A 26,007-nucleotide genomic window follows, 5' to 3' on the forward strand; every position below is an offset into this window, starting at 1 on the left:
CACCATGACGCACCGCAACACCTCACGCGGATTGCGCCATAATCGGGGGCTCAGACCTGCATAGCCCGGAGTCCCCCATGAGCGATATCGTCATCGTCGGTGCCAAGCGCACTGCCATTGGTTCTTTCCTCGGCCAGTTCACCGGCACACCGACCCCTGCCTTGGGCACCGCCGCCATCCGCGGCGCGCTGGCCCACGCCGGGCTGAGCGCCGAGGCGGTGGACGAAGTCATCATGGGCTGCGTGTTGCCGGCCGGCCTCGGCCAGGCCCCGGCCCGCCAGGCCTCGCGCGCCTCCGGCATCCCCGACGCGGCCGGCTGCACCACCATCAACAAGGTCTGCGGCTCGGGCATGAAGGCGGTGATGCTGGCCCACGACATCATCAAGGCCGGCTCGGCGCGGGCGGTGATCGCCGGCGGCATGGAGTCGATGACCAATGCGCCGCATCTGCTCAACGGTTCGCGCACCGGCATCCGCTACGGCAGCGCCGAGTTCCTCGACCACATGGCCTGGGACGGCCTGACCGATCCCTACGAGGGCAAGGCGATGGGCGTGTTCGGCGACATGGCCTGCGCCAAGTACGGCTACGACCGCGCCAGCATCGACGCCTTCGCGACCGAAAGCGCCCAGCGCGCGCAGGCGGCGCAGGCCGCGGGGGCGTTCGCCGCCGAAATCGTTCCGGTGACGGTCAAGACCCGCAAGGGTGAGAGCGTCATCGATCAGGACGAAGAGCCGGGCAAGATCGACGTCAGTCGCATCCCCGGGCTGCGCGCCGCATTCGGCAAGGACGGCGTGCTGACCGCAGCTTCGTCTTCCAAAATCTCCGACGGTGCCGCCGCGCTGGCCGTGATGTCCGCCGACGCGGCCGCGGCCGCGGGCGTCAAGCCGCTGGCCCGGATCGTCGCCCACGCTACCCACTCGCAGGCGCCGGAATGGTTCACCACCGCGCCAGTGGCCGCCGTGCACAACGTGCTGGAGAAAGCCGGTTGGGCCGTGGCCGACGTCGGCCTGTTCGAAATCAACGAGGCGTTTGCCTGCGTGGCAATGATCCCGATGCGCGAGCTCGGCATCCCGCACGCAAAGCTCAACGTCAACGGCGGCGCGCTGGCGCTGGGACACCCGATCGGCTGCAGCGGCGCGCGTTTGCTGGTGACCTTGTTGCACGCGATGCAGGCCCGCGGCGAGCGCCGCGGCGTGGCCTCGCTGTGCATCGGCGGCGGTGAAGCCACCGCCATGGCGATCGAACTTGTATGAAAAACGTTAACGCCGGAACGAAAAAAAACCGGCCAAACCCTTGACAGCCGGCGCCGAATCCCCATCATAGTAGCCGCGACCACTGTTTGCGTCGCAACGAATTCAACGACGAGGAACCCGTATCATGTCCATCAACAAGATCCTGCTCGCGATGGCGCTGGGCGTTGCCCTGAGCGCTTGCAGCCAGCAAGAGCCCGCCGCCGACGCTACCGCCGCTGCCGAAGCGCCGGCCGCCGAAGCCCCGGCCGCTGACGCCGCCACCGCGGCTCCGGCCGACGCCACCGCCGACGCCGCAGCTCCGGTCGACGCCACCGCACCGGCCGATGCCGGCGCTGCTCCGGCCGACGCCGCTGCCACGCCGGAAGCGGCCCAGCAGGCGGCCGACCAGGCCGAGCAGGCTGCGACCAGCAGCGAGGCCAAGTAAGCCAACTGGCGGAGTAGACGCCAGGGTTTCAGCAAAAATCGGGGGAGCCGTCGGTGCGCCGGCGGCTTTTTCGTGCTTCGGTTCAGTCCGGAGCTGTTCCAGTCAGTGAACGAACCACCGGCGACGCCGGCCCGCTAAGCGCACTGGCATTGTCCGTTCCAACCACGCAAATCAACTCATTGGGGTAATTTCCATGAACAACAAGCTCATCGTTCTGCTCGCCGCTGGCGTGCTCGCCCTGTCGGCCTGCCAGAAGGCCGAAGCCCCGGCCGACGCCGCCGCTGCTCCGGCTGATGCCGCCGCCGCTCCGGCTGACGCCGCTGCTCCGGCCGACGCCACCGCCGCTGCTCCGGCCGACGCCGCCGCTCCGGCCGACGCCGCCGCTCCGGCTGACGCCGCTGCTCCGGCCGACGCCGCTGCTCCGGCCGACGCCGCTGCTCCGGCTGACGCCGCCGCTGCTCCGGCTGACGCCGCTGCTGCTCCGGCCGAAGGCAAGTAATACCCGAGTCATCGGGACACCGAACGGGCCCGTCGGCAACGGCGGGCCCGTTTTTTGTGCGCGCGACAAAATGGTCGGACGCGCCGAAGCGTCCCCTGCTGACCTTTCAGTCCGCCAACAGTGCCTGCACGACCTTGGCCACGTCCCCCATCGCCGCTGTGACGTTGTCCAGCACGTCCTGCAGGGTGATGACTTCATCGGCGTCCGGCCCCGCGCCCGCGGCCCAGTTCGCCACGATCGCCAGGCAGGCGTAGTCCAGGCCGAGCTCACGCGCCAATCCGGCCTCCGGCATGCCGGTCATCCCGACCAGATCGCAGCCATCGCGGCGCAGTCGCGCAATTTCCGCCCTGGTCTCCAACCGCGGGCCTTGGGTGGCCCCGTAGCAGCCGCCGTCCACCAGCGCCACGCCGGCGCGCCTGGCCGCGACGATCACCTGCGCGCGCAGGGCCGGCGTGTAGGGTTCCCCGAAATCGACGTGCAGGACTTCGCCGCCGTCCTCGCAAAGCGTGGAAATGCGGCCCCAGGTGTAGTCGATGAGCTGATCCGGGCAGGCCAGCACGCGCGGGCCGAAGCGTTCGGTGATGCCGCCCACGGTGTTCAGCGCCAGCACGCGGGTTGCGCCCACCGCCTTCAGCGCGGCCAGATTGGCCCGGTAGTTGATCTTGTGCGGCGGCAGCGCATGACCCTCGCCGTGGCGAGCCAGAAAGGCAACCCGCTTGCCGTCGATCTGGCCAACGCGGATCGGCCCCGACGGCGCGCCGTAGCGCGTTTCCGGCCGTCGGGTTTCGACATCGGTCAGCTCTCCCAAGGCATATACGCCGGTGCCGCCGATGACCGCAAGTTCGATAGCCATCAACCCGTTTCCTTTCCCGTCACAGTCCCGAAACGAGCCCGGGCCGGTGCTGCCTTTGCCGGACTTTCGGCGACAGGGACGTCGCCGAAAAGCCTGCATGGACGCATTCACGGCGTGTCCGGAAAAGGCAGTGCCGGCCCGGGATCGCGCGAAGGTAGCGCCGGGCCCTAGTCACCCAACGCATACACCGCCGGCAGATTCCGCCCCTGCTCGTAGTAATCCATGCCGTAGCCGAACACGAACGCATCCGGCAATTCCACGCCGACGTGGTCAGCGTGGATGCCGGCGACGCAGCGGTCGTGCAGCTTGCGCGTGAGCACCGCGATCCGCACCTCGGCGGCGCCCTGGGCTTCGCACCAGCGCCGGATTTCCAGCAAGGTGTGGCCTTCATCGAGGATGTCATCCACCAGCAGCACCTTGCGGCCCTGCAGCGGAGTTTCCGGTCGATGCTTCCAGACCAGGTCGGCGCCGTGGGTTTCACCGCGATAGCGAGTGGCGTGCAGGTAGTCGAATTCCAGATCCAGGCCGCGTTCGCCCAGCGCAAAAGCCAATTGCGACGCAAACGGCATCGCGCCGTTCATGACGGTGAGCTGGACGGGCACCTCGCCGTCGGTATAGGCGGCGCGCAGCTCGTCGGCAATGCGCGCGATCGCCGCTTCCAGCGCCGGGCGCTCGAACAGCACTTTCGCCGTGCGCAGCGCATCAGACAGCTTGGGCCGGCTCATGCCACGCTCCCGACGTCGTTGGCGCCGGAATGGCGCGCGGCATCCGCGCCGACGCTGGGCATCTGCGTCATCTCCCGCTGCGCCTGCGCGTGGCGCCCCTCCGCCAGCAGCGCATCCCAGCCGAGCGCGCCGCGGCCGATCAGGCCGGTCAGGGCGACCGAGGGCAGCGCGCGCGCTGCCACCGCCCGCAACGCTTCTTCCACCGAATTCGGATGGCAGACCAGCACCACGTCGCAACCGGCGTCCAGATGCGCGCCGATGCGGGCCTGGATGCCGCCGGCGCTGCCCGCCGCCGCCATGCCGATGTCATCGGAAAACACCACGCCGCGGAAGTGCATTTCCTCGCGCAGGATGTCCTTGATCCAGCGCGGCGCATAGCCGGCCGGTTCCGGCGCCACCTGCGGATAGGTGACGTGCGCCAGCATCACCGCGTCGGCCCCGGCGGCAATCCCGGCGGCAAACGGAACCAGATCCTGGGCGCGCAACAGCTCCAGCGGACGCGGATCCACCGCGGCATCGAAATGGGTGTCTTCCAGTACCGAGCCGTGGCCGGGGAAGTGTTTGAGCGTGGCGGCCATGCCGGCTTCGTGCATGCCGGCTACGTAGGCGCGGGTGAAGGCGGCCACGATCTGCGGATCCTGGGCGAAGGCGCGGTTGCCGATCGCGCGGTTGCCGCGCGCCAGATCGACTACCGGCGCGAAGCTCAGGTCCAGGCCGGTCGCGCGGATTTCGCTGGCCATCAGCCAGGCGTGTTCGCGCGCCAGCCGCAGCGCGGCGTCGGCGTCGCGCAGGTACAGCTCTTCGAGCCCGCGCAGCGCCGGCAGCGGGCTGTAGCCATCGCGAAAGCGCTGCACCCGCCCGCCTTCCTGGTCCACGCACACCAGCAGCGGCCGCGGCGCGGCTTCCCGGATGGCCTGCGTCAGCTCCACCACCTGTTCGCGCGAGGCGAAGTTGCGGGCGAACAGCACCACGCCGGCGCAGGCCGGATGCTGGAGCCAGTCGCGCTCGGCGGCGGTGAGCGCGTGGCCGGAAACTCCGATCAACAGCATGCGTCAGTTGTCCTTGGGTGCCGTGGGGCCGCGTTCGTCCGCGTTCCAGCGCGAATACGGATGCGAGGCCAAGGCCAGATTGTAGTAGCGCGGCAGGGTCGTCACCTCGATTCCGAGCCAGTCGGGATGCACGAAGCGTTCAGCTTCACTGCCCAGCTCGATTTCCGCGACCACCAGCCCCGCGTTGTCGCCGAGGAATTCATCGACTTCCCACAGATGCCCGGCATGCCGCACCAGATGGCGGCGTTTTTCCACCCGGCCGCCCACGCACAGCGCCAGCAGCGCCCGCGCGTCCTCCACCGGGATCGGATACTCGAATTCCTGCCGGGTCGCACCCAGCTCGCGCGATTTGATGTTCAGCCGTGCCACATCGTCTTCCAGCCGCACCCGCACCGACGCCCGCATCCTCCCGGAGTCAACGCTGCCCACATCGTTGAGATAGCCCTGCGCCATCACGATCACCCGCTGCGCCTGACTGCGCCAGCCATCATGGGTGACGAGGAATTTGCGTTCGATTTCGAGGGGCACGGGGGAATGGTGATTCGGGATTGGTGATTGGTGATTCGCAAGGGCCAAGGATCGCATGCCGGGACGTAAAGCACACGGGAAACCGGGCTTTTGCTCTTCCGAATCACCAATCACCAATCACCAATCCCGAATAACGCCACCGACTCCACGTGCGCGGTCTGCGGGAACATGTCCATCACGCCGGCGGCTTGCAGGGTCCAGCCGGCTTCATTGACCAGATACCCGGCGTCGCGGGCCAGCGAGCCGGGGTGGCAGCTCACGTAGACGATGCGTTTCAGGCCTTTCAGCGGCAATTGCTTGAGCACCTCCAGGGCGCCGGCGCGGGCCGGATCCAGCAGCAGCTTGTCGAAGCCCTGTTTGAGCCAAGGTTGGCCGCGCAGGTCCTGGGCCAGATCCGCGGTGTGGAACTGCACGTTGGCCAAACTGTTATGCGCGGCGTTGGCGCGCGCGCGCGCCACCAGCCCGGCATCGCCTTCAACGCCGACCACGCTACCCGCGCCCGCCACCCGCGCCAGCGGCAGGGTGAAATTGCCCAGCCCGCAAAACAAATCCAGCACGCGCTCGCCGGGCTGCACGTCCAGCAGCTCCAGCGCACGGGTGATCATCGCCTGGTTGAGTTTGGCGTTGACCTGGATGAAGTCGAGCGGGCGAAACACCAACTCGATGTTCCACTGCGGCAGGTGGAAGGACAGCGGCGGCGCCTCGCCTGCCAGCGGCTGCACCGAATCCACGCCACCGGGTTGCAGGAAGATGACGAACCCGTGGGCCTGCCCGAACGCGGCCAGCCGCGCCCGATCGGCCTCGCCCAGCGGTTGCAGGTGCCGGAACACCAGCGCGATCGCCGCATCGCCGGCGATGAATTCGATCTGCGGAATGTCGCGGCGGCCGTCCATGCCGTCCACCAGCGCCGCCAGCACGTCGAGCTTGAACCCGAGTTGCGGAAGGATGGTGTGGCATTCGCGCAGGTCGGCCACGAAGCGCGGATCCTGTTCGCGAAACCCCACCAGCGTCTTGTCCTTCTTCTCGACCCGCCGCACCGACAGCCGGCCCTTGCGCCGGTAGCCCCAGCTGTCGCCACGCAGCGGCGGCAGCACCATGCCCGGCAGCACGTGGCCGATGCGTTGCAGATTGTCCAGCAGCACCCGCTGCTTGTATTCGATCTGCTGGTCGGCCTCCAGGTGCTGCAACACGCAGCCCCCGCACACGCCGAAATGCGGGCAGCGCGGCGCCACGCGATCCTTCGAGGCATCCAGCACATCGAGCGTTCTGGCCTCATCGAAATGCTTCGAACGCCCGGTCTGCTGCACGACCACGGTTTCGCCCGGAAGCGCGCCGACCACGAACACGGCCTTGCCGGCCTGCGCGTGACCTTCCGGCCAATGCGCCACGCCGCGGCCGTCATGGCTGAGATCGGAAATGACGACGGTCTTGGGGGTCTGGTCGAGTCGGGCCACGGCAATGCGCATCGGGACGGCCCGCCATTGTCGCAAACCGCCGCACCCGGCTGCAGCCGCAAACCGTGAGGCGGTATCCTTGCGGTCTTGTCGGTTCGGAAGCCCGCAATGCCCGCCCTTGTCTCGCAGCTCGACCCCCGTGCGCCCGAATTCGTCGAGAACGCCGCCTTCCACCGCGAACTGGTCGCCGAACTCAAGCGCCGCCTCGCCCGCGCCGCCGACGGCGGCGGCGAGAAAGCCCGCGCCCGGCACACCAAGCGCGGCAAGCTGCTGCCGCGCGCGCGCATCGACGCCTTGCTGGATCCAGGCTCGCCGTTCCTGGAAATCGCCCCGCTGGCGGCCGAAGACATGTACGAGGGCAAGGCGCCGGCGGCCGGGATGATCTGCGGGATCGGCCGGGTGTGCGGGCAGGAAGTCGTCATCGTTGCCAACGACGCCACTGTCAAGGGCGGCACCTATTTCCCGATCACGGTGAAAAAACATCTGCGCGCGCAGGAAGTGGCGCGTGAGAACCACCTGCCCTGCGTGTATCTGGTGGACTCCGGCGGCGCCTTCCTGCCGCTGCAGGACGAGGTGTTCCCGGACAAGGAGCACTTCGGGCGCATTTTCTACAATCAGGCCCAACTGAGCGCGGAGAACATTCCACAGATCGCCGTGGTGATGGGCTCGTGCACCGCCGGCGGCGCCTACGTGCCGGCGATGTGCGATGAATCCATCATCGTCAAGGAACAAGGCACCATCTTCCTCGGCGGCCCGCCGCTGGTGAAGGCCGCCACCGGCGAGGTGGTGGATGCCGAAACCCTGGGCGGTGCCGACGTCCACACCAGCATCTCCGGCGTGGCCGACCATTTCGCAGAGGACGATCGGCATGCGCTGGAGATCGCGCGCGGGATCGTGTCCAGCCTCAACCGCAAGAAGACGCTGCCGGTCGCCACCTTGCCGGTGCGCGAACCGCTGTATCCGGCCAGCGAGCTGTACGGCATCGTGCCGAAGGACACGCGTCGCCCGTTCGACATCCGCGAGGTCATCGCCCGCATCACCGACGGCAGCGACTTCCAGGAATTCAAGGCCCGCTACGGCAAGACCCTGCTGACGGGGTTCGCACATCTGCACGGCTATCCGGTCGGCATCGTCGCCAACAACGGCATCCTGTTTTCCGAAAGCGCGCTCAAGGGCGCCCACTTCATCGAACTGTGCAACCAGCGCGGCATCCCGCTGGTGTTCCTGCAGAACATCACCGGCTTCATGGTCGGCAAGAAGTACGAACAGGCCGGCATCGCCAAGGACGGCGCCAAGATGGTGACGGCCGTTGCGTGTTCACACGTGCCGAAATTCACCGTGGTGATCGGCGGGTCTTTCGGCGCCGGCAACTACGCCATGTGCGGCCGCGCCTACGGCGCACGTTTCCTGTGGATGTGGCCGAACGCGCGGATCAGCGTGATGGGCGGCGAACAGGCCGCCAGCGTGCTGGCCACGGTCAAGCGCGACGGCATCGAAGCCAAGGGCGGCGCGTGGACGGCGGAAGAAGAAGACGCCTTCAAGGCGCCGATCCGCCAGCAGTACGAGGACCAGGGCAGTCCTTGGTACGCCACCGCGCGGCTGTGGGACGACGGCATCATCGACCCGGCCGATACCCGCCGCGTGCTCGGGCTGGGGCTGTCGGCGTCCCTCAACGCGCCGATCGCCGAGCGCACGCGGTTTGGCGTATTCAGGATGTAGTTTCCAGCACCTGTATGCGGTTGCGCACGGCAGTTCACCCATTCAGGCAACAAAATGCTCCAAATCGGTGGTAGCCTCGGAATTCCGCCCCCGAGGAGACCTGCCCATGGCCATCTGGAAAGACACCCAACCCACTCCGAAGCCCGCCGATCCGATCCACGTTGACCCGCCGCGGCAGCCAGCCGCGATCGAACCCGTGGCCCCGATCCCGGCCCCGGCGCGCGCCGCCGACAGCGGCGCCCGCGAGTCGGTGATCGCCTCCGACCTGACCGTCGAAGGCAAGATCGAAGGCAGCGGCCACGTCCGCATCGCCGGCCGCTTCAAGGGTGACATCAAGGTGCAAGGCAACCTGACCGTGGACAAGGGCGCCAAGGTGACGGCCGGCGCGATCGCCGCCAGCAAGGTCGCCTTGGCCGGTGAACTGGAAGGCAACATCTCTGGCGCACAGCACGTCGAATTGCTCAACTCCGGCGCCATCACCGGCGACGTCAAGGCCGGTAGCCTGACCGTGGCTCCCGGCTCGCGCATCCGCGGCCACGTCGAATGCGGCTGGGGCAAGGACAGCGGCAAGCCGGAGGGTGGCCCGACCGCATGAGCGGGCCACGCCCGGGCGCAGTGGGGGCGACCCGCACTTGCCCGCACTGCAAGACCACCATCCTCGACAGCGCGCAGGTCTGCCCTGCGTGCCGAGGGCATCTGCGGTTCGATTCTCCAGCTGCCGCTGACACCAAGCAGGTACCTCTGCAGGTCGAGGGCACGCTCAGCGGCACCCGCGACAGCGCCTTTGAATACACCGTGGTGGTGGTGATCCGCGACGAGCGCGGCAAGGAAATCGGCCGCCACGTCGCCGGCGTGGGCGCGGTGTTTCCGGGCGAGGAACGCAGTTTCACCGTCACCGTCGAGGCCGTCCCCGCCCCGCCCGACCGCCGCCGCGTTCGGCACTGAAAGCCACGCTGGATTCATCGAGCGCAACAGCTTTGCGGATAGCGCTTCGACAGTGATGCTTGCACCCGTGGTGAACCCGGCCGCGCCGCCCTGCCGGCGCCTGCGCGGCTATCATGGGCGGCGTTGAATCGCCTACGGAATCACAATGACCCAAGCCCTGCAATTGCTCCGGGACGGCCCGGTGGCACGCCTGCGGATGTCCCGCCCGCAGGTCCACAACGCCTTTGACGATCATCTGGTCGCGGCCATGACCGAGGCGCTGGTCGCCATCGGCGCGGACGCCGCGGTGCGGGTGCTGGTGCTGGAGGCCGAAGGCCCCTCGTTCTCGGCCGGCGCCGACCTCAACTGGATGCGCGGCATGGCCGCCGCCAGCGAGGAGGCCAACCGCATCGATTCGCTGGCGCTGGCGCGACTGATGCGCACGCTCGACGAATTGCCCAAGCCCACGATCGCTGCCGTGCAAGGCGCGGCCTATGGCGGCGGCGTCGGGCTGGTGGCCTGTTGCGATATCGCCATCGGCGCGTCGGAGGCGAAGTTCGGCCTGACCGAAAGCAGGCTCGGCCTGCTGCCGGCAGTGATCTCGCCTTACGTCATCAATGCGATCGGCCCGCGCCAGGCGCGCCGCTACTTCGCCACGGCGGAAATCTTCGATGCTGTCGAAGCACAGCGCATCGGCCTGCTGCACAAGGTGGTGAACGCCACCGCGCTCGACAACGCCGTGCAACGGCAAGTCGACCTGTTGCTCAATGCAGGTCCCAGCGCCAGCGCCAACGCGAAACGGCTGGTGCGCGATGTCATCGCCCACTCCGACGGCGCACGCCACGACGCCGACAACGCCGCCCTGATCGCCCGCCTGCGGGTCTCACCGGAAGGCCAGGAGGGCCTGACCGCGTTTCTCGAAAAACGCAAGCCGGGTTGGGCCCGCTAGCCGTCCGCCGAGAGCCTCCCCGACGACGCATGCCGTCACCCGATGCACCGCCGATTCGCCGTAGCGGTTGGATTCAGTCCCGTGAGCGGCCGGAAGCTGCTGGGCAATCCAAGCGCATTTCCGCCAGCGTCGCCGCCAGACCCGCCCGCCAATCCTGCGGCACGATGCCGAAGTCGCGCTGGAGTTTGCGGGTGTCCAGCACGGACCAAGCGGGGCGGCGGGTGGGGGTTGGGTAGTCGGCGGTGCTGATGGCTTCGACGACCGAACAACGATCCAGCAAGCCCTGCGCCTGCGCTTCTGCCACGATGGCTTCGGCAAAGCCGTGCCAGCTGGTTTGGCCGGCGGCGGTGAGGTGCCACAGGCCACTGGGCAGGTTGGGCCGGGCCAGCAGGCTGGCGCTGGCATCGGCAATCCAGCCGGCCGGGGTGGGCGTGCCGATCTGGTCGACCACCACACGCAGGATGTCGCGTTCGCGCGCCAGCCGCAGCATGGTTTGCAGGAAGTTGTTGCCGTGGGCGGCGTACACCCAAGCGGTGCGCAGGATGATGTGGCGGGCACCGCTGGCGGCGATGGCGCGTTCTCCCGCCAGTTTGCTGGCGCCGTAGACACCCAGTGGCGCGGTGGGATCGGTTTCTCGCCAGAGCCGGCTGGCGGTACCGTTGAAGACGTAATCGGTGGAGTAATGCAGCAGCAGGGCGCCGGTTTCGGCGCAGGCGCGGGCAAGGGCTTCGGGTCCGCTGGCGTTGACGCAAAAGGCGGCTTCACGCTCGGTTTCGGCTCGGTCCACGGCGGTATAGGCGGCGGCATTGACCACCACATCGGGCGCGACGTCGCGAATCAGTGGCCCCAGCATTTCCGGTTGCAGGAAATCGGCCGCACGCTGGGCTTGCGTGCCGTCGCGGGTGGCCGTGATGACCTGCCCCAGCGCGGGCAGGCTGCGCCGCAATTCACGGCCCAGTTGGCCGTTGCCACCCAGCAGAAGCAGTTTCACGGATGCCAGACCGGCAGGCGACCTTCCGGCAGGTCGGCCAGCCTGGGAGCCGCGGCATCCCTGTCGGACAGCACCACCGCACGCAGCGGCCAGTCGATGCCCAGCTGCGGGTCGTCCCAGCGCAAGCCGCAGTCGCTGGCCGGGGTGTAGGGCGCGGTGCACAGATAACTGACCAGCGCGCTTTCGCTGAGCACCAAAAAGCCGTGGGCGCAGCCTTCGGGAATCCAGAGCTGACGTTTGTTGTCGGCGCTCAAGCGCGTGGCGACGGCTTGGCCGAAGCCGGGCGAGCCGCGACGGATGTCCACCGCCACATCGAACACTTCGCCCTCCAGCACGCTGACCAGCTTGCCCTGCGGGTGGTTCGGCCATTGGTAGTGCAGTCCGCGCAGCACCCCGTGCTGCGAGCGGCTGAGGTTGTGTTGGACGCACTGCGCCGGCAATCCAAGCTGCGCAAAGCGCGCCGCATTCCAGGCTTCATAGAAAAACCCGCGGGCATCGTCAAACACCGCAGGTTCGATGATCTTGCAACCCGGCAATTCGGTATCGATGGCTTTCACGAATCGGATTCCTGTTCGATCAGCGCAAGCAGATAGCGGCCGTAGCCGTTTTTTTCCAGCGGCGCTGCCAGCGCGCGAAGGTGTTCGGCATCGATCCAGCCATTGTTGAAGGCGATCTCCTCCGGGCAGCACACCTGCAGGCCCTGCCGCAGTTGCAGGGTCTGGATGAAGGAAGAGGCTTCCACCAGCGATTCGTGGGTGCCGGTGTCCAGCCAGGCGTAGCCGCGGCCCATGCGCTCCAGGTGCAGGTGGCCTGCCTCAAGATAGCGGCGGTTGAGGTCGGTGATTTCCAGCTCGCCGCGCGCGGAAGGTTTGAGCGCGACAGCGTAGTCGCTGGCGCGTTCGTCGAAAAAGTAGAGGCCGGTGACGGCGTAGTTGGACTTGGGCTGGTCGGGTTTTTCTTCCAGTCCGATCACCTTGCCTTCGGCGTCGAATTCGGCCACGCCGTAGCGCTGCGGGTCGCACACCCAGTAGCCGAACACGGTGGCGCCCTGCGTGCGGGCGTTGGCGCGGGCCAGCAGATCAACCAGGCCGCTGCCGTAGAAGATGTTGTCACCCAGCACCAGGCAGGACGGCGCGCCGTCCAGAAACTTGCGGCCGATCAGCAGCGCTTGGGCCAGCCCGTCCGGGCTGGGCTGCACGGCGTATTCGATGTGCATGCCCCACTGCGAGCCATTGCCCAGCAGGCGCTGGAACAGCGGTTGTTCGTGCGGGGTATTGATGACCAGCACTTCGCGGATGCCCGCCAGCATCAGCACGCTCAGCGGGTAGTAGACCATCGGCTTGTCGTACACCGGCAGCAGTTGCTTGCTGATCGCCCGGGTGATCGGATACAGCCGGGTGCCGGAGCCACCGGCCAGGAGGATGCCTTTGCGTTGTTTCATGCGATTCCGATCCTTTCCAGCCGATAGCTGCCGTCCAGCACGCGCTGCACCCACGGCTGGTGGGCAAGGTACCAGTCCACGGTTTCGGCCAGGCCGCGTTCGAAGCTGTATTCGGGCTGCCAGCCAAGATCAATGCGCAGTTTGCTCGCGTCGATGGCGTAGCGGCGGTCGTGACCGGGACGGTCGGGCACGAAGGTGATCTGGCGGGCATAGGGCTGGCCGTCCGGGCGCGGACGCCTGGCATCCAGCAGCGCGCAGAGGGCCTGCACCACGTCGATGTTGCGTTTTTCGGCGCTGCCGCCGACGTTGTATGTTTCGCCCACCCGGCCCTGTTCCAGCACTGTGCGGATGGCTTGGCAGTGGTCGCCGACATACAGCCAATCGCGCACCTGTTTGCCGTCGCCATAGACCGGCAGCGGCTCACCCGCAAGCGTCTTGGCGATCATCAGCGGGATGAGCTTTTCCGGAAACTGATACGGGCCGTAGTTGTTGCCGCAGTGGGTGGTGAGCGTGGGCAGGCCGTAGGTGTGGTGGAAGGCGCGCACAAGATGATCCGAGGCCGCCTTGCTGGCCGAGTACGGCGAGTTGGGCGCGTACGGCGTGGTTTCGGTGAACCAGCCGGTGGCGCCCAGTGCGCCGTACACCTCGTCGGTGGAGACGTGCAGGAAGCGGAAGCGCTGCTTCGGCCCGTCTTCCAGCGCCTTCCAATAATCGCGCGTGGCTTCCAGCAAGGCCAGGGTGCCGACCACGTTGGTCTGGATGAAGGCGGCCGGGCCGTCGATGGAGCGATCGACGTGGCTTTCGGCGGCGAAGTTCACCACCGCCTCGGGACAGTGCTCGGCCAGCAGCCGCGCCACCAGCCCGCCGTCGCCGATGTCGCCGTGGACAAAGACGTGGTTGGGATGGTCTGCAATCCTGGCCAGGGTGTCGCGGTTGCCGGCGTAGGTCAGCGCGTCCAGGTTGATGACGGTGTCGCCGCGCGCCACCGCGTCCAGCACGAAGTTGCCACCGATGAAACCGGCGCCGCCGGTGACAAGGAAGTTCATCGAACGCAAGGCCTCATGTGGGGCAGGCAGCGGGCGTGGTTCCGCACGCCTCGGTCACATTGTTTCCCACCAGCGCAGCCAAGGTCCAGATGGCCCGCAGCTCAGGTCAAACCCCGCCGGGGACCCGCCAAGCGTGACATCGGTGCCGCCAGCGCGGACACTATCCCAAGCCAATGCCAATGCTCCCAGGATCGACGGCGCAAGTTCCAATGTCTCGTGAACCTGGTTCGACGTCCACCCGAACGAGCGGAATAGACGCCATGTTCTCGAAGATCCTCATCGCCAACCGCGGCGAAATCGCCTGCCGGGTCATTCGCACCGCGCGCCGACTGGGCATCCACACCGTCGCGGTGTATTCCGAGGCCGACGCCGACGCCCAGCACGCTCGATTGGCCGACGAGGCCCATCCGATCGGCGGCCCACGCCCGCAGGACAGCTACCTGCGCGGCGAGGCCATCATCGCGGTGGCCAAGGCCAGCGGCGCCCAGGCCATCCATCCCGGCTACGGGTTCCTCAGCGAAAACGCGGACTTCGCCGATGCGGTCGCGGCGGCCGGACTGGTCTTCATCGGTCCACCCGGTCATTCGATGCGCAAGATGGGCAGCAAGGCCGGCGCCAAGGACCTGATGGCCGCCGCCGGGGTGCCGGTGGTGCCCGGCTACACCGGCACCGATCAAGACCCGGCGCACTTGCAGCAGGAGGCCGACCGGATCGGCTATCCGCTGATGATCAAGGCCGCCTTCGGCGGTGGTGGCAAGGGCATGCGGATCGTGCGCGGTCGCGACGAGTTCCTCGCCCATCTCGAAAGCTGCCAGCGTGAATCGAAGAACGCCTTTGGCCGCGACCGCGTGCTGCTGGAGCGCTACGTCGAACATCCGCGCCACATCGAATTCCAGATTTTCGCCGACGCCCACGGCCATGCCATCCACCTCGGCGAGCGCGAGTGCTCGGCACAGCGGCGCTACCAGAAAGTGCTGGAAGAATCGCCGTCCGCCTTCGTCACCCCCGATCTGCGCGCGCGGATGGGCGCGGCGGCGGTGCTGGCGGCGCGTGCGATCGATTACCAGAACGCCGGCACGGTCGAATTCATCGTCGGCGCCGGCGGCGATTTCCACTTCATGGAAATCAATACACGCTTACAGGTCGAGCACCCCGTCACCGAGGAGGTGACCGGACTGGATCTGGTCGAATGGCAATTGCGGGTGGCTGCGGGCGAGCCGCTGCCGCTGGCGCAGGAGCAGATCGTCCAGCGCGGCCACGCGATCGAGGTGCGGCTGTACGCCGAAGACCCGGACGCCGGCTTTCTGCCCGGCTCGGGGACGCTGGAAACGCTGCAACTGCCGCCGCCCTCGCGGCAGGTGCGGATCGAATCCGGAGTGATCGAAGGCGATACCGTCACCATCTTCTACGATCCGATGATCGCCAAGCTCGTGGTCTGGGACGAGGATCGCCCGCGCGCGCTGGCGCGGCTGCGCGGGGCGCTGTCCCAGTGCCGGGTGCAGGGCCCGAAGTCCAACATCGCCTTCCTCGAACGGCTGGTGCGACATCCGGCCATTGTCGAGGCGACCATCGACACCGGTTATCTCGATCGCCACCTCGACGAATTCTTCGCCCCGGCCGAGGACGATCCGTCGCTGCTGCTCGCGGCCGCCACCGTGGCATTGCTGCAACAGGAAGCCGAAGCCAACGCCGCCGCCAACACCCGGGATCCCGGCTCGCCGTGGCACGCGCGCGACGGCTGGCGGCTGGGCGCACCCGGCGCGCGACGCCTCGACTTCGAACACGATGCCCGGGAAATCACCCTAGAGGCCACCGGCAACGCAGGGGACTACGCCATCACGCTAGAGGGCACCCGTCACACCATCGCCGGCGCGCGTTTTGCCGAGGGCGCTGCCAGCCTGCGCACCGACGGGCAGATGCGCCGCTTCCACGCCGCCGCGTTCGGGCCGTTCATCGACGTCCACGACGGCGAGCGCCGCCTGCGCCTGCGCAGTGCCGACGGCCCGCGCCGCAATGCCGGCAGCGCCGCCAGCGACGAGCACCGCATCCGCGCGCCGATGCCGGGCCGGGTCGTCGTCGTCAAGGCCAGCCCCGGCGCTGCATTGCACGCCGGTGATGTGGTATTGGTGCTGGAAGCCATGAAAATGGAGCTGGCGCTGAAAGCCCCGCGCGACGGCGTCATCGCGGAGATCCGCGCCCAGCCCGGTGAATTCGTGGAGGCGGACGCCATTCTTGCCACCCTGGAGCAATGACCATGCACATTTTTTCCAGCCTGCTGCTGACCTGCCTGTTCTGCCTCGGCGGCTGCTCCTCCAGCCTGTTCGAATCGCTGCCCGAGGGCACCGTGACGAGCTGCGATCCGGCCCTGCCCGGGCGCTGGATCGTCACCCGCACCGAATCCGCCGCCGACAACGCCCTGCCGCGCCCGCTGGAGATCGCCGCCGACTGTCGCACGGTGATCGACCAGGGCCAGACAAAACCCATCCAGGCCAACTTCGTGCACACCCGTGCCGGCAATTACGTCGAAGCCCTCAACGATTCCGGCAAGCTCGACTGCGCCGGTGACAACGACACCTATTGCGGCCACTTCCTGCTGCGCTACGAGATTGTCGGCGATCAAATGCGCCTGTACATGCCCGACCATGCGCGCATCGCCCAGGCGCTGACCAAGGGCCAGGTCAAGGGCTACCAATACCCGCAACCGGAGACGCTGCCCGCAGGCCAGGAGCGCACCTACCACAACTTCGTCGCCGGCAATCCGGCGCAGATCGCCCGCATCCTGCGTCGCCATCCCGAATTCTTCGTGACGGAACCGACCACCGTGCTGGAGCGCGACACCGCGCCGCCCGCCGCGCCTGCGCCGACGACGCCGGAAGCCACCGCTCCCGCGCAGCCGTCGGAAACCCGCGCCGCCCCACAGCCGCAGGCGGAGGACGGCGGCCAGTGAACCGCGAGCTGCCCGCCCAGGTCCGGATCGTCGAAGTCGGCCCGCGCGACGGCCTGCAAAACGAGAAGATCGACATCGGCACCGCCGCCAAGATCGAGTTGATCGACCGGCTCTCCCGCACCGGCCTGCGCACGATCGAAGCCACCGCCTTCGTCAGTCCGAAGTGGGTGCCGCAGATGGCCGATGCCGCCGAGGTGCTGGCCGGGATCCGGCGCGCGCCCGGCGTGGCCTACCCCGTACTCACCCCCAACCTGCAAGGCTACGAGCGCGCCCGCGCCGCCGGGGCGCGAGAAGTGTCCGTGTTCACCGCCGCTTCGGAAGCCTTCAACCTGAAAAACACCAACGCCGGCATCGACGAATCCCTGCAACGCTTCGCGCCGGTGCTCGAGCGCGCCAAGGCCGACGGCGTGCCGGTGCGCGGCTATGTCTCCACCGTGCTCGGCTGCCCCTACCAGGGCGAGGTGCCGGTGGCCGACGTGGTGCGCGTGGCCAAGGCGCTGCACGCGCTGGGCTGCTTCGAGATTTCGCTGGGCGACACGATCGGCGTGGGCACCCCCGGCAAGGCGCGCGCGATGCTGCGCGCGGTCGCCGCCGAGGTGCCGATGGCGGCGCTGGCCGTGCATTTCCACGACACCTACGGGCAAGCGCTGGCCAATATCCTGGCCTGCCTGGAAGAAGGCGTCGCCGTGATCGACAGCGCGGTCTCCGGCGCCGGCGGCTGCCCTTACGCCAAGGGCGCCACTGGCAACGTGGCCAGCGAGGATGTCGTGTACATGCTCGATGGCCTCGGCATCCAAACCGGCGTCGACCTGACCGCACTGGCCGATACCGGGCGCTGGCTGGCCGGCCTGCTCGGGCGCGACACCAACAGCCGCGCCAGCAAGGCCCTGTCCGCCCGATGAGTGCACGCAAGCCCGCCGCCCCGCGCACGCCGGCTTCGACGCAACCACCGTCCGGCAAGCCCGCCACCCCGCGTGCCCCGACTTCCCGCAAACCACCCGATCCGGCGGCACTGGCCGCACGCCTGACGAAAACCGCCGCCAACGCCGAACTGCCGGCGCGCCTGCGCGCCCTGCTGCGCAAGGCCGCCGCCGCACTCGCCGAAAGCGGCGCCAAACCGGCCGCTGCGGCCGAGCGCCGGCACCGCGCCTTCCTCGACGCGATTCCCGATCCCACCCTGATCATTTCCCGCACCGGCGTAATCCTCGACGCCAACGCGGCCGCACTGGCCACTTACGGGCGCCAGCGCCATGAGCTGGTCGGGCACCCGGTCCGCCGGCTCAATCCCGGCCTGCCGGACAATTTTCTCGATCCGGTCCTGGAGATGATCGATCGCGGCGAAACCCACATCGCCCAGACCATCAACGTCCACAGCAACGGCACCCGCTTCCCGGTCGAAGTGCACTCGGCGCGACTGACCAGCGCCGACGGTCCGGTCATCCTCGCCATCGCCCGCGACCTGAGCGCCCGCACCGACGCCGGAACCCGCTACACCAGCCTCGCCGATGCGATCGACCGCGCCATCACCCTGCACGACCGCGACGGCCTGATCCTGTACCTGAACCCCGCGGCGGCGCGCATGTACGCCCTGGACAGCCACGCGCTCGGCCGGCCGCTGCGCGACAGCGACGACTGGACCGTCGTCGACCCGCAAGGCCAGGTGCTGGCGCCCGCCGCCTACCCGCTGGCGCGCGCGCTGCGCGACGGCAAGGACGTGAACGCCACCATCGGGCTGTACCAGCACAGCAGCCAGCGCTTGACCTGGCTGTCAGTGACGATTGTCCTGCAATACGACCCCGGCTCCACCCGCCCCGACCGCGCCCTGATGCTCGGCAGCGAGATCACCGACCTGCAGCGCGACAAGGCGCTGTTCGAACGGGTGCAGGAGCTGGCCCAGATCGGCGGCTGGCAGTGGAACCGCCGCAGCGACGCCCTGCACCTGACCAGCGAATCGATGCGCATCCTGCGCCAGCGGCGCCCGCCCGCCGCGATGGAGGCCCTGCTGAACTGCCTGGACGCCGAGGACGGCACGCGCCTGCGCAAGACCCTCAAGGCGATCCGCGGCGACACCGGCTTCGACCTCGAACTGCGCGGTCGCACCCAGCGCGCGGCGCCGTTCTGGATCCGCATGATCGGCGAGCCCGACCCGCTCGACCCCGGCCACAACCGCTTCACCGGCACCCTGCAGGACATCACCGAAAGCAAACGCGCCGAAGACGCCCTGCGGACGCAGGCGCAGACCGACGCGTTGACCGGCCTGCTCAACCGCGACGCCATCCTCGAATCGATCCGCGACGGCCTGGCCGCCGACGATGGCCCCGACCTGGCGGTGCTCTACATCGACCTCGACCGCTTCAAGATCGTCAACGACGCGCTCGGCCACGACGCCGGCGACCGGCTGCTGGTGGAGGTCGCGCAGCGCCTGCGCAAAGCGGTCGGGAAACAAGGCGCCATCGCCCGCTTCGGTGGCGACGAATTCCTCGTCACCTGCCGCATTGCCGACGACCCGCAGCGCCCGGAACGACTTGCGCGCCGGATCCAGACCGCCTTCGAGCCGCCATTCCTGCTGGGCAAGACCGAGTTTTCGGTGTCTTCCAGCATCGGCCTGTCGCGCGCGCCCACTGACGGCACCACCCCCGAGCGCCTGATCCAGAGCGCCGATTTCGCCATGTACGTCAGCAAGCGCAAACATCGCAACGGCTTCCAGAATTTTTCACCGGCGCTGGAACAGGCCCAGCAGGAGCGGGTGCAGATCGAAACCCGGCTGCGCCGCGCCCTCGACAACGGCGAATTCCATCTCGCCTACCAGCCCCAAGTGGACCTGCGCAGCGGTCGCATCCTGTTTGCCGAAGCGCTGCTGCGCTGGAACAGCCCGGATCTGGGCACGGTCGCGCCGGAGCGCTTCATCGACCTCGCCGAAAACACTGGCGACGTGATCCGGATCGGCCACTGGGCGCTGCTGGAAGCCTGCGCACAAATGCGCCGCTGGCAGGAACAAAGCCTGCCGATCCAGCGCATCGCCGTGAACGTGTCCTACCGCCAGTTCGTCGGCGAGGATATGGTCGCCAGCGTGCGCCAGATGCTCAAGGACACCGGCATCCCCGGCCACGCGCTGGAACTGGAAATCACCGAGCGCGTGCTGGTGGAAGACACCCGCGATACCGCGCTGGTCTTCGACGGCCTGCGCAGCCTCGGCGTGCGCTTGACCATTGATGATTTCGGCGAAGGCTACAGCGCCCTCAACTACCTGCGGCGGCTACCGCTCCACGGCCTCAAGCTCAGCCAGGGCTTCGTCCACGGCATCCCCGACAACCGCTCCGACGTGGCGATCTGCCAGGCCGTCACCGGCATCGCCCGCAGCCTCGGCCTGGATATCATCGCCGAGGGGATCGAAACCGAGGCCCAGCGCGATTTCCTGCTGCGCCTCGGGGTGACGGTCGGTCAAGGCTACCTGTTCCAGCCGGGCCTGCCGCCGGGTGAACTGGCCAAACGCCTGCTGGCGCAGACCGGCTGAGCGCTGACCAACGCGCACCGATACCAGATGATTCCGGATCGCGGCGCCAATGGATGCCGGCCTGCGCCGGCATGACGAACAGAGCGCAAGCCACCCGAATCGGGTGAGATGGCCGACATCCCCACCGCTCCCATCCGCTAAAATCCTCGTTTTCCTCCGCAGGACACTCCCATGCAGCTTGCCAACGCCCGCGCCGTGATCACCGGCGGCGTTTCCGGACTGGGTTTCGCCACCGCCAGGCACCTCGTTGCCCACGGCGGCAGGGTGGCCCTGTTCGATGTCAACGAAGAAAAAGGCGCGGCCGCGGTAGCCGAGCTGGGCGCCGGCAATGCCTGCTTCTTCCAGACCGACGTCAGCGATGAAGCCGCCGTGGCCGCCAACGTCGCTGCCGCCAAAGACTGCCTCGGCGGCCTGAACGTGGCGGTCAACTGCGCCGGCATCCTCGGCGCCGGGCGCGTGCTCGGCAAGACCGGGCCGATGCCGCTGGCGCAGTTTCGCACCACGGTCATGGTCAACCTGATCGGCAGCTTCAACGTCGCCAAGGCCTGCGCCGACCTGATGCAGCACAACGACGCCGATGCCGACGGCGAACGCGGCGTGATCGTCAACACCGCCTCGGTGGCCGCGTATGAAGGGCAGATCGGCCAAGCCGCGTATTCGGCCAGCAAGGGCGGCGTGGTCGGCATGACCCTGCCGATGGCGCGCGAACTGGCCCGTTTCGGCATCCGCGTGATGACGATTGCTCCCGGCGTGTTCTGGACGCCGATGGTGGACGGCATGCCCGACGCCGTGCGTGTTTCGCTGGAAGCCACCATTCCCTTCCCCGCCCGCCTCGGCCGCCCCGAGGAATACGCCGATCTGGTCGGCTACATCCTCGGCAATGGCTACCTCAACGGCGAAACCATCCGCCTGGACGGCGCGACGCGGTTGGCACCGAAGTGACTGTTCGGGTAGACGGGAGACGGGAGACGCAAGAGCATCAAACGGTATACACGCAGGACGTGCCGTTCGTGAGGCCCGCCCCCGTTCGTGAGACCCCGCTCCCCGTTCGTAAGGTCCCACCCCGTTCGTGGTGAGCTTGTCGAACCATGAACGGGGCCGCCCAATCACCAAGCCTTGGGTCGTAGCATGGATTGTCGTGGCGCCGATGTGGTTCGACAGGCTCACCACGAACGGCGATTTACTTCATGATCCGATCAGCAACCCATCTCCCCACACAACACAACACCACAATCCCATGAAAGCCTACGACCTCAAGAAAGGCAACGTTGTTGAATACAACGGCGGCGTGTACCAGATCCGCGACATCGAGCGCAGCAGCCCGCAGGGACGCGGCGGCAACGTGCGCTTCCGCTTCGTGATGTACGCGATCCCCGGCGGCAGCAAGCTCGACGCCAGCTTCGACGGCGACGATGACCTGCGCGAAGTGGACATGAGCCGCCGCCAGGCCACTTTCTCGTACAAGGACGGCGAGGCCTTCGTGTTCATGGACGACGAGGACTACACGCCGTATACCTTGGACGCCGATGCCATCGGCGATGCCGCCGGCTACATCACCGATGGCCTGACCGGCATCTACGTGCAGCTGATCGAGGACGCGCCGGTAGCGATCCAACTACCGCAAAGCGTGGCGCTGGACGTCGTCGAAACCCCACCCGAACTCAAGGGCGGCACCGCCACCAAGCGCCCCAAGCCGGCCAAGCTGTCCACCGGGATCGAGATCATGGTCCCTGAATACATCGGCAGCGGCGAAAAAGTCTGGGTGAACACCACCACCGGCGAATTCGCCGGCCGCGCGGAGTAAGCTGCTCCCCCTCCCCGCGAGCGGAGCGCCCCTCATCCGGCGCTGCGCGCCACCTTCTCCCCGCACAGCGGGGAGAAGGAAAATCCACGCTTGTCCCCCTCTCCCCGCGTGCGGAGAAAAGGAAAATCAAAAACGCCGCATCGTCGAGCCCCCTCTCCCCGCCTGCGGGGAGAGGGTTGGGGTGAGGGGCGCTTTTGCTCCTGCTTCAACCGTCTAAGCAAGATGGCTTGATGGCAGCGCCAGCGCGATTGCGTTCAGGACATCATTCAAACGCAAAAACACGTCGTCGTTCCAGAAACGTTGCACTGCGTAGCCGCGCCGCGCCAGATAGTGCGTGCGGGCGCTGTCGTAAGCGACGTGTTGCAGGTGTTGACTTCCATCCAGTTCAAGCACCAGTCGTGCCGGCAGGCAGACGAAGTCCACGATGTATGGCCCGATGCGATGCTGACGGCGGAATTTCCAGCCGTTCAGACGACGTGCGCGCAGCTGCTGCCACAGGATGCGCTCGGCTTCGGTTTGACTCGCACGCAGACTGCGCGTGCGGGTGTGGTCGGATTTTCCTCGCATGGAAGACAAAGCAAACGGCGGTGGGCAGCATCGTTGCAGCCCGACGAACCGGAGGGGATCGGAGAATGTCGCCGGATTGCATCGGAAAGCGCCCCCTCATCCGGCGCTGCGCGCCACCTTCTCCCGAAGGGAGAAGGAAGATCAAAAGCGCCGTATCGTCAAACCCCCTCTCCCCGTGACAACGGGGAGAGGGTCGGGGTGAGGGGCGCGAGCGCAGCGAGCGCGGCAGTGCAAGATCGCCCTCATCCGGCCTGCGGCCACCTTCTCCCAAAGGGAGAAGGAAAATCAGCGATTGCCCCCGCCCCTCATCCGGCGCTGCGCGCCACCTTCTCCCGAAGGGAGAAGAAAAAACCCGCCTACACCAGCCGCCCCGCCTCCAGCCGCAGCACGCGGTCGGCCAGCGCCAGGCTCGCCGGACGGTGGGTGATCAGGATCACCGTGCGGCTGGCCAGCACGTCGCGGCATGCCTCGATGAATTCCAGCTCGCCCTCCGGATCGAACATCGCCGTCGCCTCGTCCAGAATCAGGATCGCCGGGTCGCGCAGCAGCGCCCGCGCCAGCGCCAGCCGCTGCCGCTGCCCGCCCGACAGCCGCACGCCCTGATCGCCGATCACGGTGTCGTAGCCATCCGGCAGAGCCAGGATGAAATCATGCGCCCGCGCCGCCCGCGCCGCCTGCTCGATGGCGTCCTGCGCCGCATCGCTGCGCCCGTAGGCGATGTTCTCGCGCACCGTGGCGTTGAACAGCAGCACCTGCTGCGCCACCAGCCCGATCTGGTTGCGCAGCGCCTGCAACCGGAAGTCGCGCAAGTCGATGCCGCCGATCGTCACCCGCCCCGCCTGCGGTTCCACCAGCCGCAGCAGCAGATGCACCAGCGTGCTTTTGCCGGCCCCGTTGACCCCGGTCAGCGCCACCGTCTCACCGGCGCGGATGGTCAAATCCAGCCCGCGAAACAGCGGCTCACGGCCGGGATAGGTGAAGTCCACGCCCGCATACACCACGTCACCGCGTGCCGGCAGCTGCTCCTGCGTGCCCGCGTCCACCTCGGGCTGCGCGTCCAGCGCGTCTGACAGCCGCCGCAGCGAGCCCATCGCCGCCATCGTGCTGCCATACACCGAGGCCAGACTGCCCACCGGTCCCACCAGCACCATGCCATACAGGAACACGCTGACCAGCTCGCCCATCCGCATTTCGCTGCTGACCACCATGCGCCCGCCCAAGCCCAGCAGCAGCAGTATCGCGCCGGCCCCGATCACGTAAACCGCCGGATGGATCCCCCCCTGCCACTTCGCCAGCCGCAGGTCTGCGGCATACACCGCATCGGCGCGCTGGCGAAAGCGCGCGTCCTCCGTCGGCTCGGTGCCGAAGGCCTTGATCAGCGCCAGCGATTCCAGATTCTGCTCGGCCAGTGAAGACTGCTCGGCCCAGGCCTGCGCCGACGCGTGCGACAGCGGCCGCAACCTGCGCCCGACCAGCTTCAGCGCCAGAAACAGCACCGGCATCAGCACCGCCACGGTCACCGCGATCAGCGGCGCCAGATGCAGCATCATCGCCAGCGCGCCAACCAAGGTGAACAGCAGCGGCAGCAGCGGCAGCAAGGTGCCCGTCACATAACGCCCGATCCGGTAGATATCCACATACAGCAGCGCCAGCACGTCGCCGCGCTGGCGGGCGTTGTGCCATTCCAGCGGCAGCGCCTGCAAATGCGCGTACAGCTCCGAACCGGCGTCCGCCTGCAGCCGTCCGGACACTTTCTGCAGCTGGATCGCCGTCACGTAGCCCAGCCCCTGCTGGGCGCAGATCAATCCGAACAGCAGCCACAGCAGAGCGCCCAGATGCTGGTTGAGCATCAGCCGGTCGGTCATCACCCCACCCAGCCATGGCTGGGCCAGCGTCGCTGCGCTTTGCACCAGCATCAGCACCAGCACCAGCACCAGCGCCGGCAGGTGCGGGCGCAATACCGGCAGCAGCAGGTGCCGGATCGTGCGCGGGCACGTTCCCGAGTCCCCCGCAGCTGTTTCTGCCGTGTCTGTCATGGTCGCCAGTGTAGCCTCCCCTCGATTGCGTCCACTCCGGTTTGATCTGCCTGCCGCGACTTCCGCATCCCTCGGGTGTGTTTGCTACGCTATACGGCACCATGCAATCAGGCCAGGTATCGCCCAAGTGACCGCCACCTCTTCAGGCATCGACTCCACGCGCCGGGTCGTGCGCAGCGACAATGTGCTCGCCCAGCAGGTCGGCGACGAAACCGTGCTGCTGGATCTGGCCGGCGAACAGTATTTCGGGTTGAATGCCGTGGGGTCCCGCATCTGGGAACTGCTGGAACACGAACCCAGCATCGCCTCCATGGTCACCACCTTGCAGCAGGAGTTCGACGCGGCGCCCGACCAGATCGCTTCCGACCTGCACACCCTGATCAACGAGCTGGCCGCTGCGGGGCTGGTTCGCATCGGCTAGCGCCGTGTTCACGAAGCTGGCGCGCCTGCGCAAACTGCGCTGGGGCGAACTTGTCCAGCTGCCGCTGCTGCTCGCCGGTGTCGTGCTCGTTGATCTAGCTCTGGCCGTTTTCGGCTACAGGCGCACCCTGCGCGCAGTCGAACGGTTGAGTCAGCGAAATGCCCCGCAGGTAGGCAACCTCACCGCCCTCGACCGCGCCAGACGGCTGGCGTGGCGGGTCGATCTGGTAGGTCGCCACGGCCCGGTACGCCGCAGCTGCCTGCGCTGCGCACTGCTCACCTACGGACTGCTGCGCTGGCGCGGCCTGCGCCCGATCCTGCGCCTCGGTCTTCCCGTGCAACCTCAAGCTGCCACCTTCATGGCGCACGCCTGGGTGGAGGTGGAAGGTGCCCCCCTGCTTCCGGGCGATGCTCGCTACACCCCCTTCATCCCCGGTCAGCCACCACCACCTCTCTGAAAGCAAGCATAACAACCGCTTGACAAGCCCCGCGGAACTCCCTGAAACTGAGCTTGGGTCACAGTGTTACGACAGTCGCCTGCCCGGGGTCACCCAAGATCGTTGGCAAGGTTCAACCAATCAAACCCAGCAAGGAGCGCACCCATGAGCGTCGCCCACAACCACCGCACCACCGCAGCTCGCAAGGTCTATGCGGCTCCCAAATTGCAGCGCTTCGGCGGCATCGGTGCGCTGACCGCTGGTGGGGTGGGTTCCGTGCAGGAAAGCATGTCCGCAATGGGCATGGGCTGCGGTAATGCTCTCAAGAAGTACTGCTGATCTCACTTGGTGGTTTGCCGCCGGTTTTCAATGGGTGACGCACGAGCGGAGCGGCTCGCCATCTACCTGCTCCGGCCTGCAGCGCCAT

The 26,007-nt window shown here is 67.6% G+C and carries 27 protein-coding genes; 16 read left to right on the plus strand and 11 right to left on the minus strand.

Annotated elements, in window-relative coordinates; genetic code table 11:
• The first annotated feature begins 77 nt into the window (after positions 1–77).
• The 3 genes from M9902_RS03140 (at position 78) to M9902_RS03150 (ending at position 2,176) form a co-directional block, all read left to right on the plus strand.
• The gene (locus M9902_RS03140) at positions 78–1,253 is read left to right on the plus strand and encodes an acetyl-CoA C-acyltransferase (protein WP_297221142.1); all 1,176 of its coding nucleotides are present in this window, start codon (positions 78–80) and stop codon (positions 1,251–1,253) included.
• Between the two features lie 124 nt (positions 1,254–1,377).
• Positions 1,378–1,677: a hypothetical protein gene (locus tag M9902_RS03145; RefSeq protein WP_297221143.1), complete on the plus strand. Its 300-nt coding sequence runs from the start codon at positions 1,378–1,380 to the stop codon at positions 1,675–1,677.
• 193 nt (positions 1,678–1,870) lie between these two features.
• Complete coding sequence (locus M9902_RS03150) at positions 1,871–2,176, plus strand: hypothetical protein (RefSeq protein ID WP_297221144.1); 306 nt, start codon at positions 1,871–1,873, stop codon at positions 2,174–2,176.
• A gap of 106 nt (positions 2,177–2,282) precedes the next feature.
• Here M9902_RS03150 and M9902_RS03155 read toward each other — a convergent pair whose 3' ends face one another.
• The 5 genes from M9902_RS03155 to rlmD all read right to left on the minus strand — a co-directional run bounded on the left by M9902_RS03155 (position 2,283) and on the right by rlmD (position 6,797).
• Positions 2,283–3,029, minus strand: coding sequence for an S-methyl-5'-thioinosine phosphorylase (locus M9902_RS03155; protein WP_297221145.1), 747 nt, complete (start codon positions 3,027–3,029; stop codon positions 2,283–2,285).
• A gap of 167 nt (positions 3,030–3,196) precedes the next feature.
• Positions 3,197–3,754, minus strand: coding sequence for a hypoxanthine-guanine phosphoribosyltransferase (locus tag M9902_RS03160; protein ID WP_297221146.1), 558 nt, complete (start codon positions 3,752–3,754; stop codon positions 3,197–3,199).
• Positions 3,751–4,803 carry a beta-N-acetylhexosaminidase gene (gene nagZ / locus M9902_RS03165; protein WP_297221147.1) on the minus strand — a complete coding sequence of 351 codons (1,053 nt, stop codon included), beginning with the start codon at positions 4,801–4,803 and terminating at the stop codon, positions 3,751–3,753. The genes M9902_RS03160 and nagZ overlap by 4 nt, the downstream gene beginning before the upstream one ends.
• A 3-nt stretch (positions 4,804–4,806) precedes the next feature.
• Positions 4,807–5,331, minus strand: coding sequence for a CYTH domain-containing protein (locus M9902_RS03170; protein WP_297221148.1), 525 nt, complete (start codon positions 5,329–5,331; stop codon positions 4,807–4,809).
• Between the two features lie 110 nt (positions 5,332–5,441).
• Entirely contained in the window at positions 5,442–6,797 is a 1,356-nt protein-coding gene (gene rlmD, locus M9902_RS03175) for a 23S rRNA (uracil(1939)-C(5))-methyltransferase RlmD (RefSeq protein ID WP_297221149.1), read from the minus strand.
• Positions 6,798–6,893: 96 nt separating this feature from the next.
• On the opposite strand from rlmD, the gene M9902_RS03180 reads away from it, so the two are divergent.
• The 4 genes from M9902_RS03180 (at position 6,894) to M9902_RS03195 (ending at position 10,377) form a co-directional block, all read left to right on the plus strand.
• The gene (locus M9902_RS03180; protein ID WP_297221150.1) at positions 6,894–8,504 is read left to right on the plus strand and encodes a carboxyl transferase domain-containing protein; all 1,611 of its coding nucleotides are present in this window, start codon (positions 6,894–6,896) and stop codon (positions 8,502–8,504) included.
• A 106-nt stretch (positions 8,505–8,610) separates the two neighbouring features.
• On the plus strand, positions 8,611–9,099 hold the full coding sequence (locus M9902_RS03185) for a polymer-forming cytoskeletal protein (RefSeq protein ID WP_297170202.1): 489 nt from the start codon (positions 8,611–8,613) through the stop codon (positions 9,097–9,099).
• Positions 9,096–9,449 (plus strand): FxLYD domain-containing protein, encoded by a 354-nt coding sequence (locus M9902_RS03190; RefSeq protein ID WP_297170204.1) that lies wholly within the window; start codon positions 9,096–9,098, stop codon positions 9,447–9,449. The genes M9902_RS03185 and M9902_RS03190 overlap by 4 nt, the downstream gene beginning before the upstream one ends.
• A 145-nt stretch (positions 9,450–9,594) precedes the next feature.
• On the plus strand, positions 9,595–10,377 hold the full coding sequence (locus M9902_RS03195) for an enoyl-CoA hydratase-related protein (protein ID WP_297221151.1): 783 nt from the start codon (positions 9,595–9,597) through the stop codon (positions 10,375–10,377).
• A 73-nt stretch (positions 10,378–10,450) separates the two neighbouring features.
• On the opposite strand, the gene rfbD is transcribed toward M9902_RS03195, so the two are convergent.
• Genes rfbD through rfbB form a run of 4 tightly spaced genes read right to left on the minus strand, consistent with a single transcriptional unit; the run spans position 10,451 to position 13,855 of the window.
• Positions 10,451–11,368: a dTDP-4-dehydrorhamnose reductase gene (gene rfbD / locus M9902_RS03200; RefSeq protein ID WP_297221152.1), complete on the minus strand. Its 918-nt coding sequence runs from the start codon at positions 11,366–11,368 to the stop codon at positions 10,451–10,453.
• The gene (gene rfbC / locus M9902_RS03205) at positions 11,365–11,925 is read right to left on the minus strand and encodes a dTDP-4-dehydrorhamnose 3,5-epimerase (RefSeq protein WP_297221153.1); all 561 of its coding nucleotides are present in this window, start codon (positions 11,923–11,925) and stop codon (positions 11,365–11,367) included. The genes rfbD and rfbC overlap by 4 nt, the downstream gene beginning before the upstream one ends.
• Complete coding sequence (rfbA, locus tag M9902_RS03210) at positions 11,922–12,809, minus strand: glucose-1-phosphate thymidylyltransferase RfbA (RefSeq protein WP_297221154.1); 888 nt, start codon at positions 12,807–12,809, stop codon at positions 11,922–11,924. Before rfbA ends, rfbC begins: the two co-directional genes overlap by 4 nt.
• Positions 12,806–13,855 (minus strand): dTDP-glucose 4,6-dehydratase, encoded by a 1,050-nt coding sequence (rfbB, locus tag M9902_RS03215; protein ID WP_297221155.1) that lies wholly within the window; start codon positions 13,853–13,855, stop codon positions 12,806–12,808. Before rfbB ends, rfbA begins: the two co-directional genes overlap by 4 nt.
• A 260-nt stretch (positions 13,856–14,115) precedes the next feature.
• On the opposite strand from rfbB, the gene M9902_RS03220 reads away from it, so the two are divergent.
• The 6 genes from M9902_RS03220 (at position 14,116) to yeiP (ending at position 22,120) form a co-directional block, all read left to right on the plus strand.
• Positions 14,116–16,107, plus strand: a complete 1,992-nt coding sequence (locus tag M9902_RS03220) for a biotin carboxylase N-terminal domain-containing protein (RefSeq protein ID WP_297221156.1) — start codon at positions 14,116–14,118, stop codon at positions 16,105–16,107.
• On the plus strand, positions 16,104–16,802 hold the full coding sequence (locus M9902_RS03225; RefSeq protein WP_297221157.1) for a hypothetical protein: 699 nt from the start codon (positions 16,104–16,106) through the stop codon (positions 16,800–16,802). Before M9902_RS03220 ends, M9902_RS03225 begins: the two co-directional genes overlap by 4 nt.
• Positions 16,803–16,810: 8 nt before the next feature.
• Positions 16,811–17,704, plus strand: coding sequence for a hydroxymethylglutaryl-CoA lyase (locus M9902_RS03230; RefSeq protein ID WP_297221331.1), 894 nt, complete (start codon positions 16,811–16,813; stop codon positions 17,702–17,704).
• Complete coding sequence (locus M9902_RS03235; RefSeq protein WP_297221158.1) at positions 17,701–20,316, plus strand: EAL domain-containing protein; 2,616 nt, start codon at positions 17,701–17,703, stop codon at positions 20,314–20,316. The genes M9902_RS03230 and M9902_RS03235 overlap by 4 nt, the downstream gene beginning before the upstream one ends.
• A 171-nt stretch (positions 20,317–20,487) precedes the next feature.
• Complete coding sequence (locus M9902_RS03240) at positions 20,488–21,258, plus strand: SDR family NAD(P)-dependent oxidoreductase (RefSeq protein WP_297221159.1); 771 nt, start codon at positions 20,488–20,490, stop codon at positions 21,256–21,258.
• 295 nt (positions 21,259–21,553) lie between these two features.
• Positions 21,554–22,120 (plus strand): elongation factor P-like protein YeiP, encoded by a 567-nt coding sequence (gene yeiP / locus M9902_RS03245; protein ID WP_297221160.1) that lies wholly within the window; start codon positions 21,554–21,556, stop codon positions 22,118–22,120.
• Between the two features lie 213 nt (positions 22,121–22,333).
• Here yeiP and M9902_RS03250 read toward each other — a convergent pair whose 3' ends face one another.
• Both M9902_RS03250 and M9902_RS03255 read right to left on the minus strand, forming a co-directional pair.
• The gene (locus tag M9902_RS03250; protein ID WP_297221161.1) at positions 22,334–22,687 is read right to left on the minus strand and encodes a DUF559 domain-containing protein; all 354 of its coding nucleotides are present in this window, start codon (positions 22,685–22,687) and stop codon (positions 22,334–22,336) included.
• A gap of 356 nt (positions 22,688–23,043) precedes the next feature.
• On the minus strand, positions 23,044–24,723 hold the full coding sequence (locus tag M9902_RS03255) for an ABC transporter ATP-binding protein (protein WP_297221162.1): 1,680 nt from the start codon (positions 24,721–24,723) through the stop codon (positions 23,044–23,046).
• 127 nt (positions 24,724–24,850) lie between these two features.
• On the opposite strand from M9902_RS03255, the gene M9902_RS03260 reads away from it, so the two are divergent.
• The 3 genes from M9902_RS03260 (at position 24,851) to M9902_RS03270 (ending at position 25,919) form a co-directional block, all read left to right on the plus strand.
• Positions 24,851–25,144, plus strand: a complete 294-nt coding sequence (locus M9902_RS03260) for a PqqD family protein (RefSeq protein ID WP_297221163.1) — start codon at positions 24,851–24,853, stop codon at positions 25,142–25,144.
• Between the two features lie 4 nt (positions 25,145–25,148).
• Positions 25,149–25,601 carry a lasso peptide biosynthesis B2 protein gene (locus tag M9902_RS03265; protein ID WP_297221164.1) on the plus strand — a complete coding sequence of 151 codons (453 nt, stop codon included), beginning with the start codon at positions 25,149–25,151 and terminating at the stop codon, positions 25,599–25,601.
• A 144-nt stretch (positions 25,602–25,745) separates the two neighbouring features.
• Complete coding sequence (locus M9902_RS03270; protein ID WP_297221165.1) at positions 25,746–25,919, plus strand: hypothetical protein; 174 nt, start codon at positions 25,746–25,748, stop codon at positions 25,917–25,919.
• The last annotated feature ends 88 nt before the right edge of the window (positions 25,920–26,007 follow it).

This window comes from Thermomonas sp. (genome assembly GCF_023953935.1).
GTDB lineage: Bacteria > Pseudomonadota > Gammaproteobacteria > Xanthomonadales > Xanthomonadaceae > Thermomonas.

Bases quoted from the DNA above. Each gene is read 5' to 3' on its own strand.
- rfbB (WP_297221155.1), bottom strand. From the start codon at position 13,855: ATGAACTTCCTTGTCACCGGCGGCGCCGGTTTCATCGGTGGCAACTTC.
- nagZ (WP_297221147.1), bottom strand. From the start codon at position 4,803: ATGCTGTTGATCGGAGTTTCCGGCCACGCGCTCACCGCCGCCGAGCGC.
- M9902_RS03190 (WP_297170204.1), top strand. From the start codon at position 9,096: ATGAGCGGGCCACGCCCGGGCGCAGTGGGGGCGACCCGCACTTGCCCG.
- M9902_RS03180 (WP_297221150.1), top strand. From the start codon at position 6,894: ATGCCCGCCCTTGTCTCGCAGCTCGACCCCCGTGCGCCCGAATTCGTC.
- M9902_RS03225 (WP_297221157.1), top strand. From the start codon at position 16,104: ATGACCATGCACATTTTTTCCAGCCTGCTGCTGACCTGCCTGTTCTGC.
- M9902_RS03195 (WP_297221151.1), top strand. From the start codon at position 9,595: ATGACCCAAGCCCTGCAATTGCTCCGGGACGGCCCGGTGGCACGCCTG.
- M9902_RS03270 (WP_297221165.1), top strand. From the start codon at position 25,746: ATGAGCGTCGCCCACAACCACCGCACCACCGCAGCTCGCAAGGTCTAT.
- yeiP (WP_297221160.1), top strand. From the start codon at position 21,554: ATGAAAGCCTACGACCTCAAGAAAGGCAACGTTGTTGAATACAACGGC.
- M9902_RS03145 (WP_297221143.1), top strand. From the start codon at position 1,378: ATGTCCATCAACAAGATCCTGCTCGCGATGGCGCTGGGCGTTGCCCTG.
- M9902_RS03140 (WP_297221142.1), top strand. From the start codon at position 78: ATGAGCGATATCGTCATCGTCGGTGCCAAGCGCACTGCCATTGGTTCT.
- rfbA (WP_297221154.1), bottom strand. From the start codon at position 12,809: ATGAAACAACGCAAAGGCATCCTCCTGGCCGGTGGCTCCGGCACCCGG.
- M9902_RS03150 (WP_297221144.1), top strand. From the start codon at position 1,871: ATGAACAACAAGCTCATCGTTCTGCTCGCCGCTGGCGTGCTCGCCCTG.
- rlmD (WP_297221149.1), bottom strand. From the start codon at position 6,797: ATGCGCATTGCCGTGGCCCGACTCGACCAGACCCCCAAGACCGTCGTC.
- M9902_RS03160 (WP_297221146.1), bottom strand. From the start codon at position 3,754: ATGAGCCGGCCCAAGCTGTCTGATGCGCTGCGCACGGCGAAAGTGCTG.
- M9902_RS03185 (WP_297170202.1), top strand. From the start codon at position 8,611: ATGGCCATCTGGAAAGACACCCAACCCACTCCGAAGCCCGCCGATCCG.
- M9902_RS03255 (WP_297221162.1), bottom strand. From the start codon at position 24,723: ATGACAGACACGGCAGAAACAGCTGCGGGGGACTCGGGAACGTGCCCG.
- M9902_RS03155 (WP_297221145.1), bottom strand. From the start codon at position 3,029: ATGGCTATCGAACTTGCGGTCATCGGCGGCACCGGCGTATATGCCTTG.
- M9902_RS03220 (WP_297221156.1), top strand. From the start codon at position 14,116: ATGTTCTCGAAGATCCTCATCGCCAACCGCGGCGAAATCGCCTGCCGG.
- M9902_RS03240 (WP_297221159.1), top strand. From the start codon at position 20,488: ATGCAGCTTGCCAACGCCCGCGCCGTGATCACCGGCGGCGTTTCCGGA.
- M9902_RS03235 (WP_297221158.1), top strand. From the start codon at position 17,701: ATGAGTGCACGCAAGCCCGCCGCCCCGCGCACGCCGGCTTCGACGCAA.
- M9902_RS03250 (WP_297221161.1), bottom strand. From the start codon at position 22,687: ATGCGAGGAAAATCCGACCACACCCGCACGCGCAGTCTGCGTGCGAGT.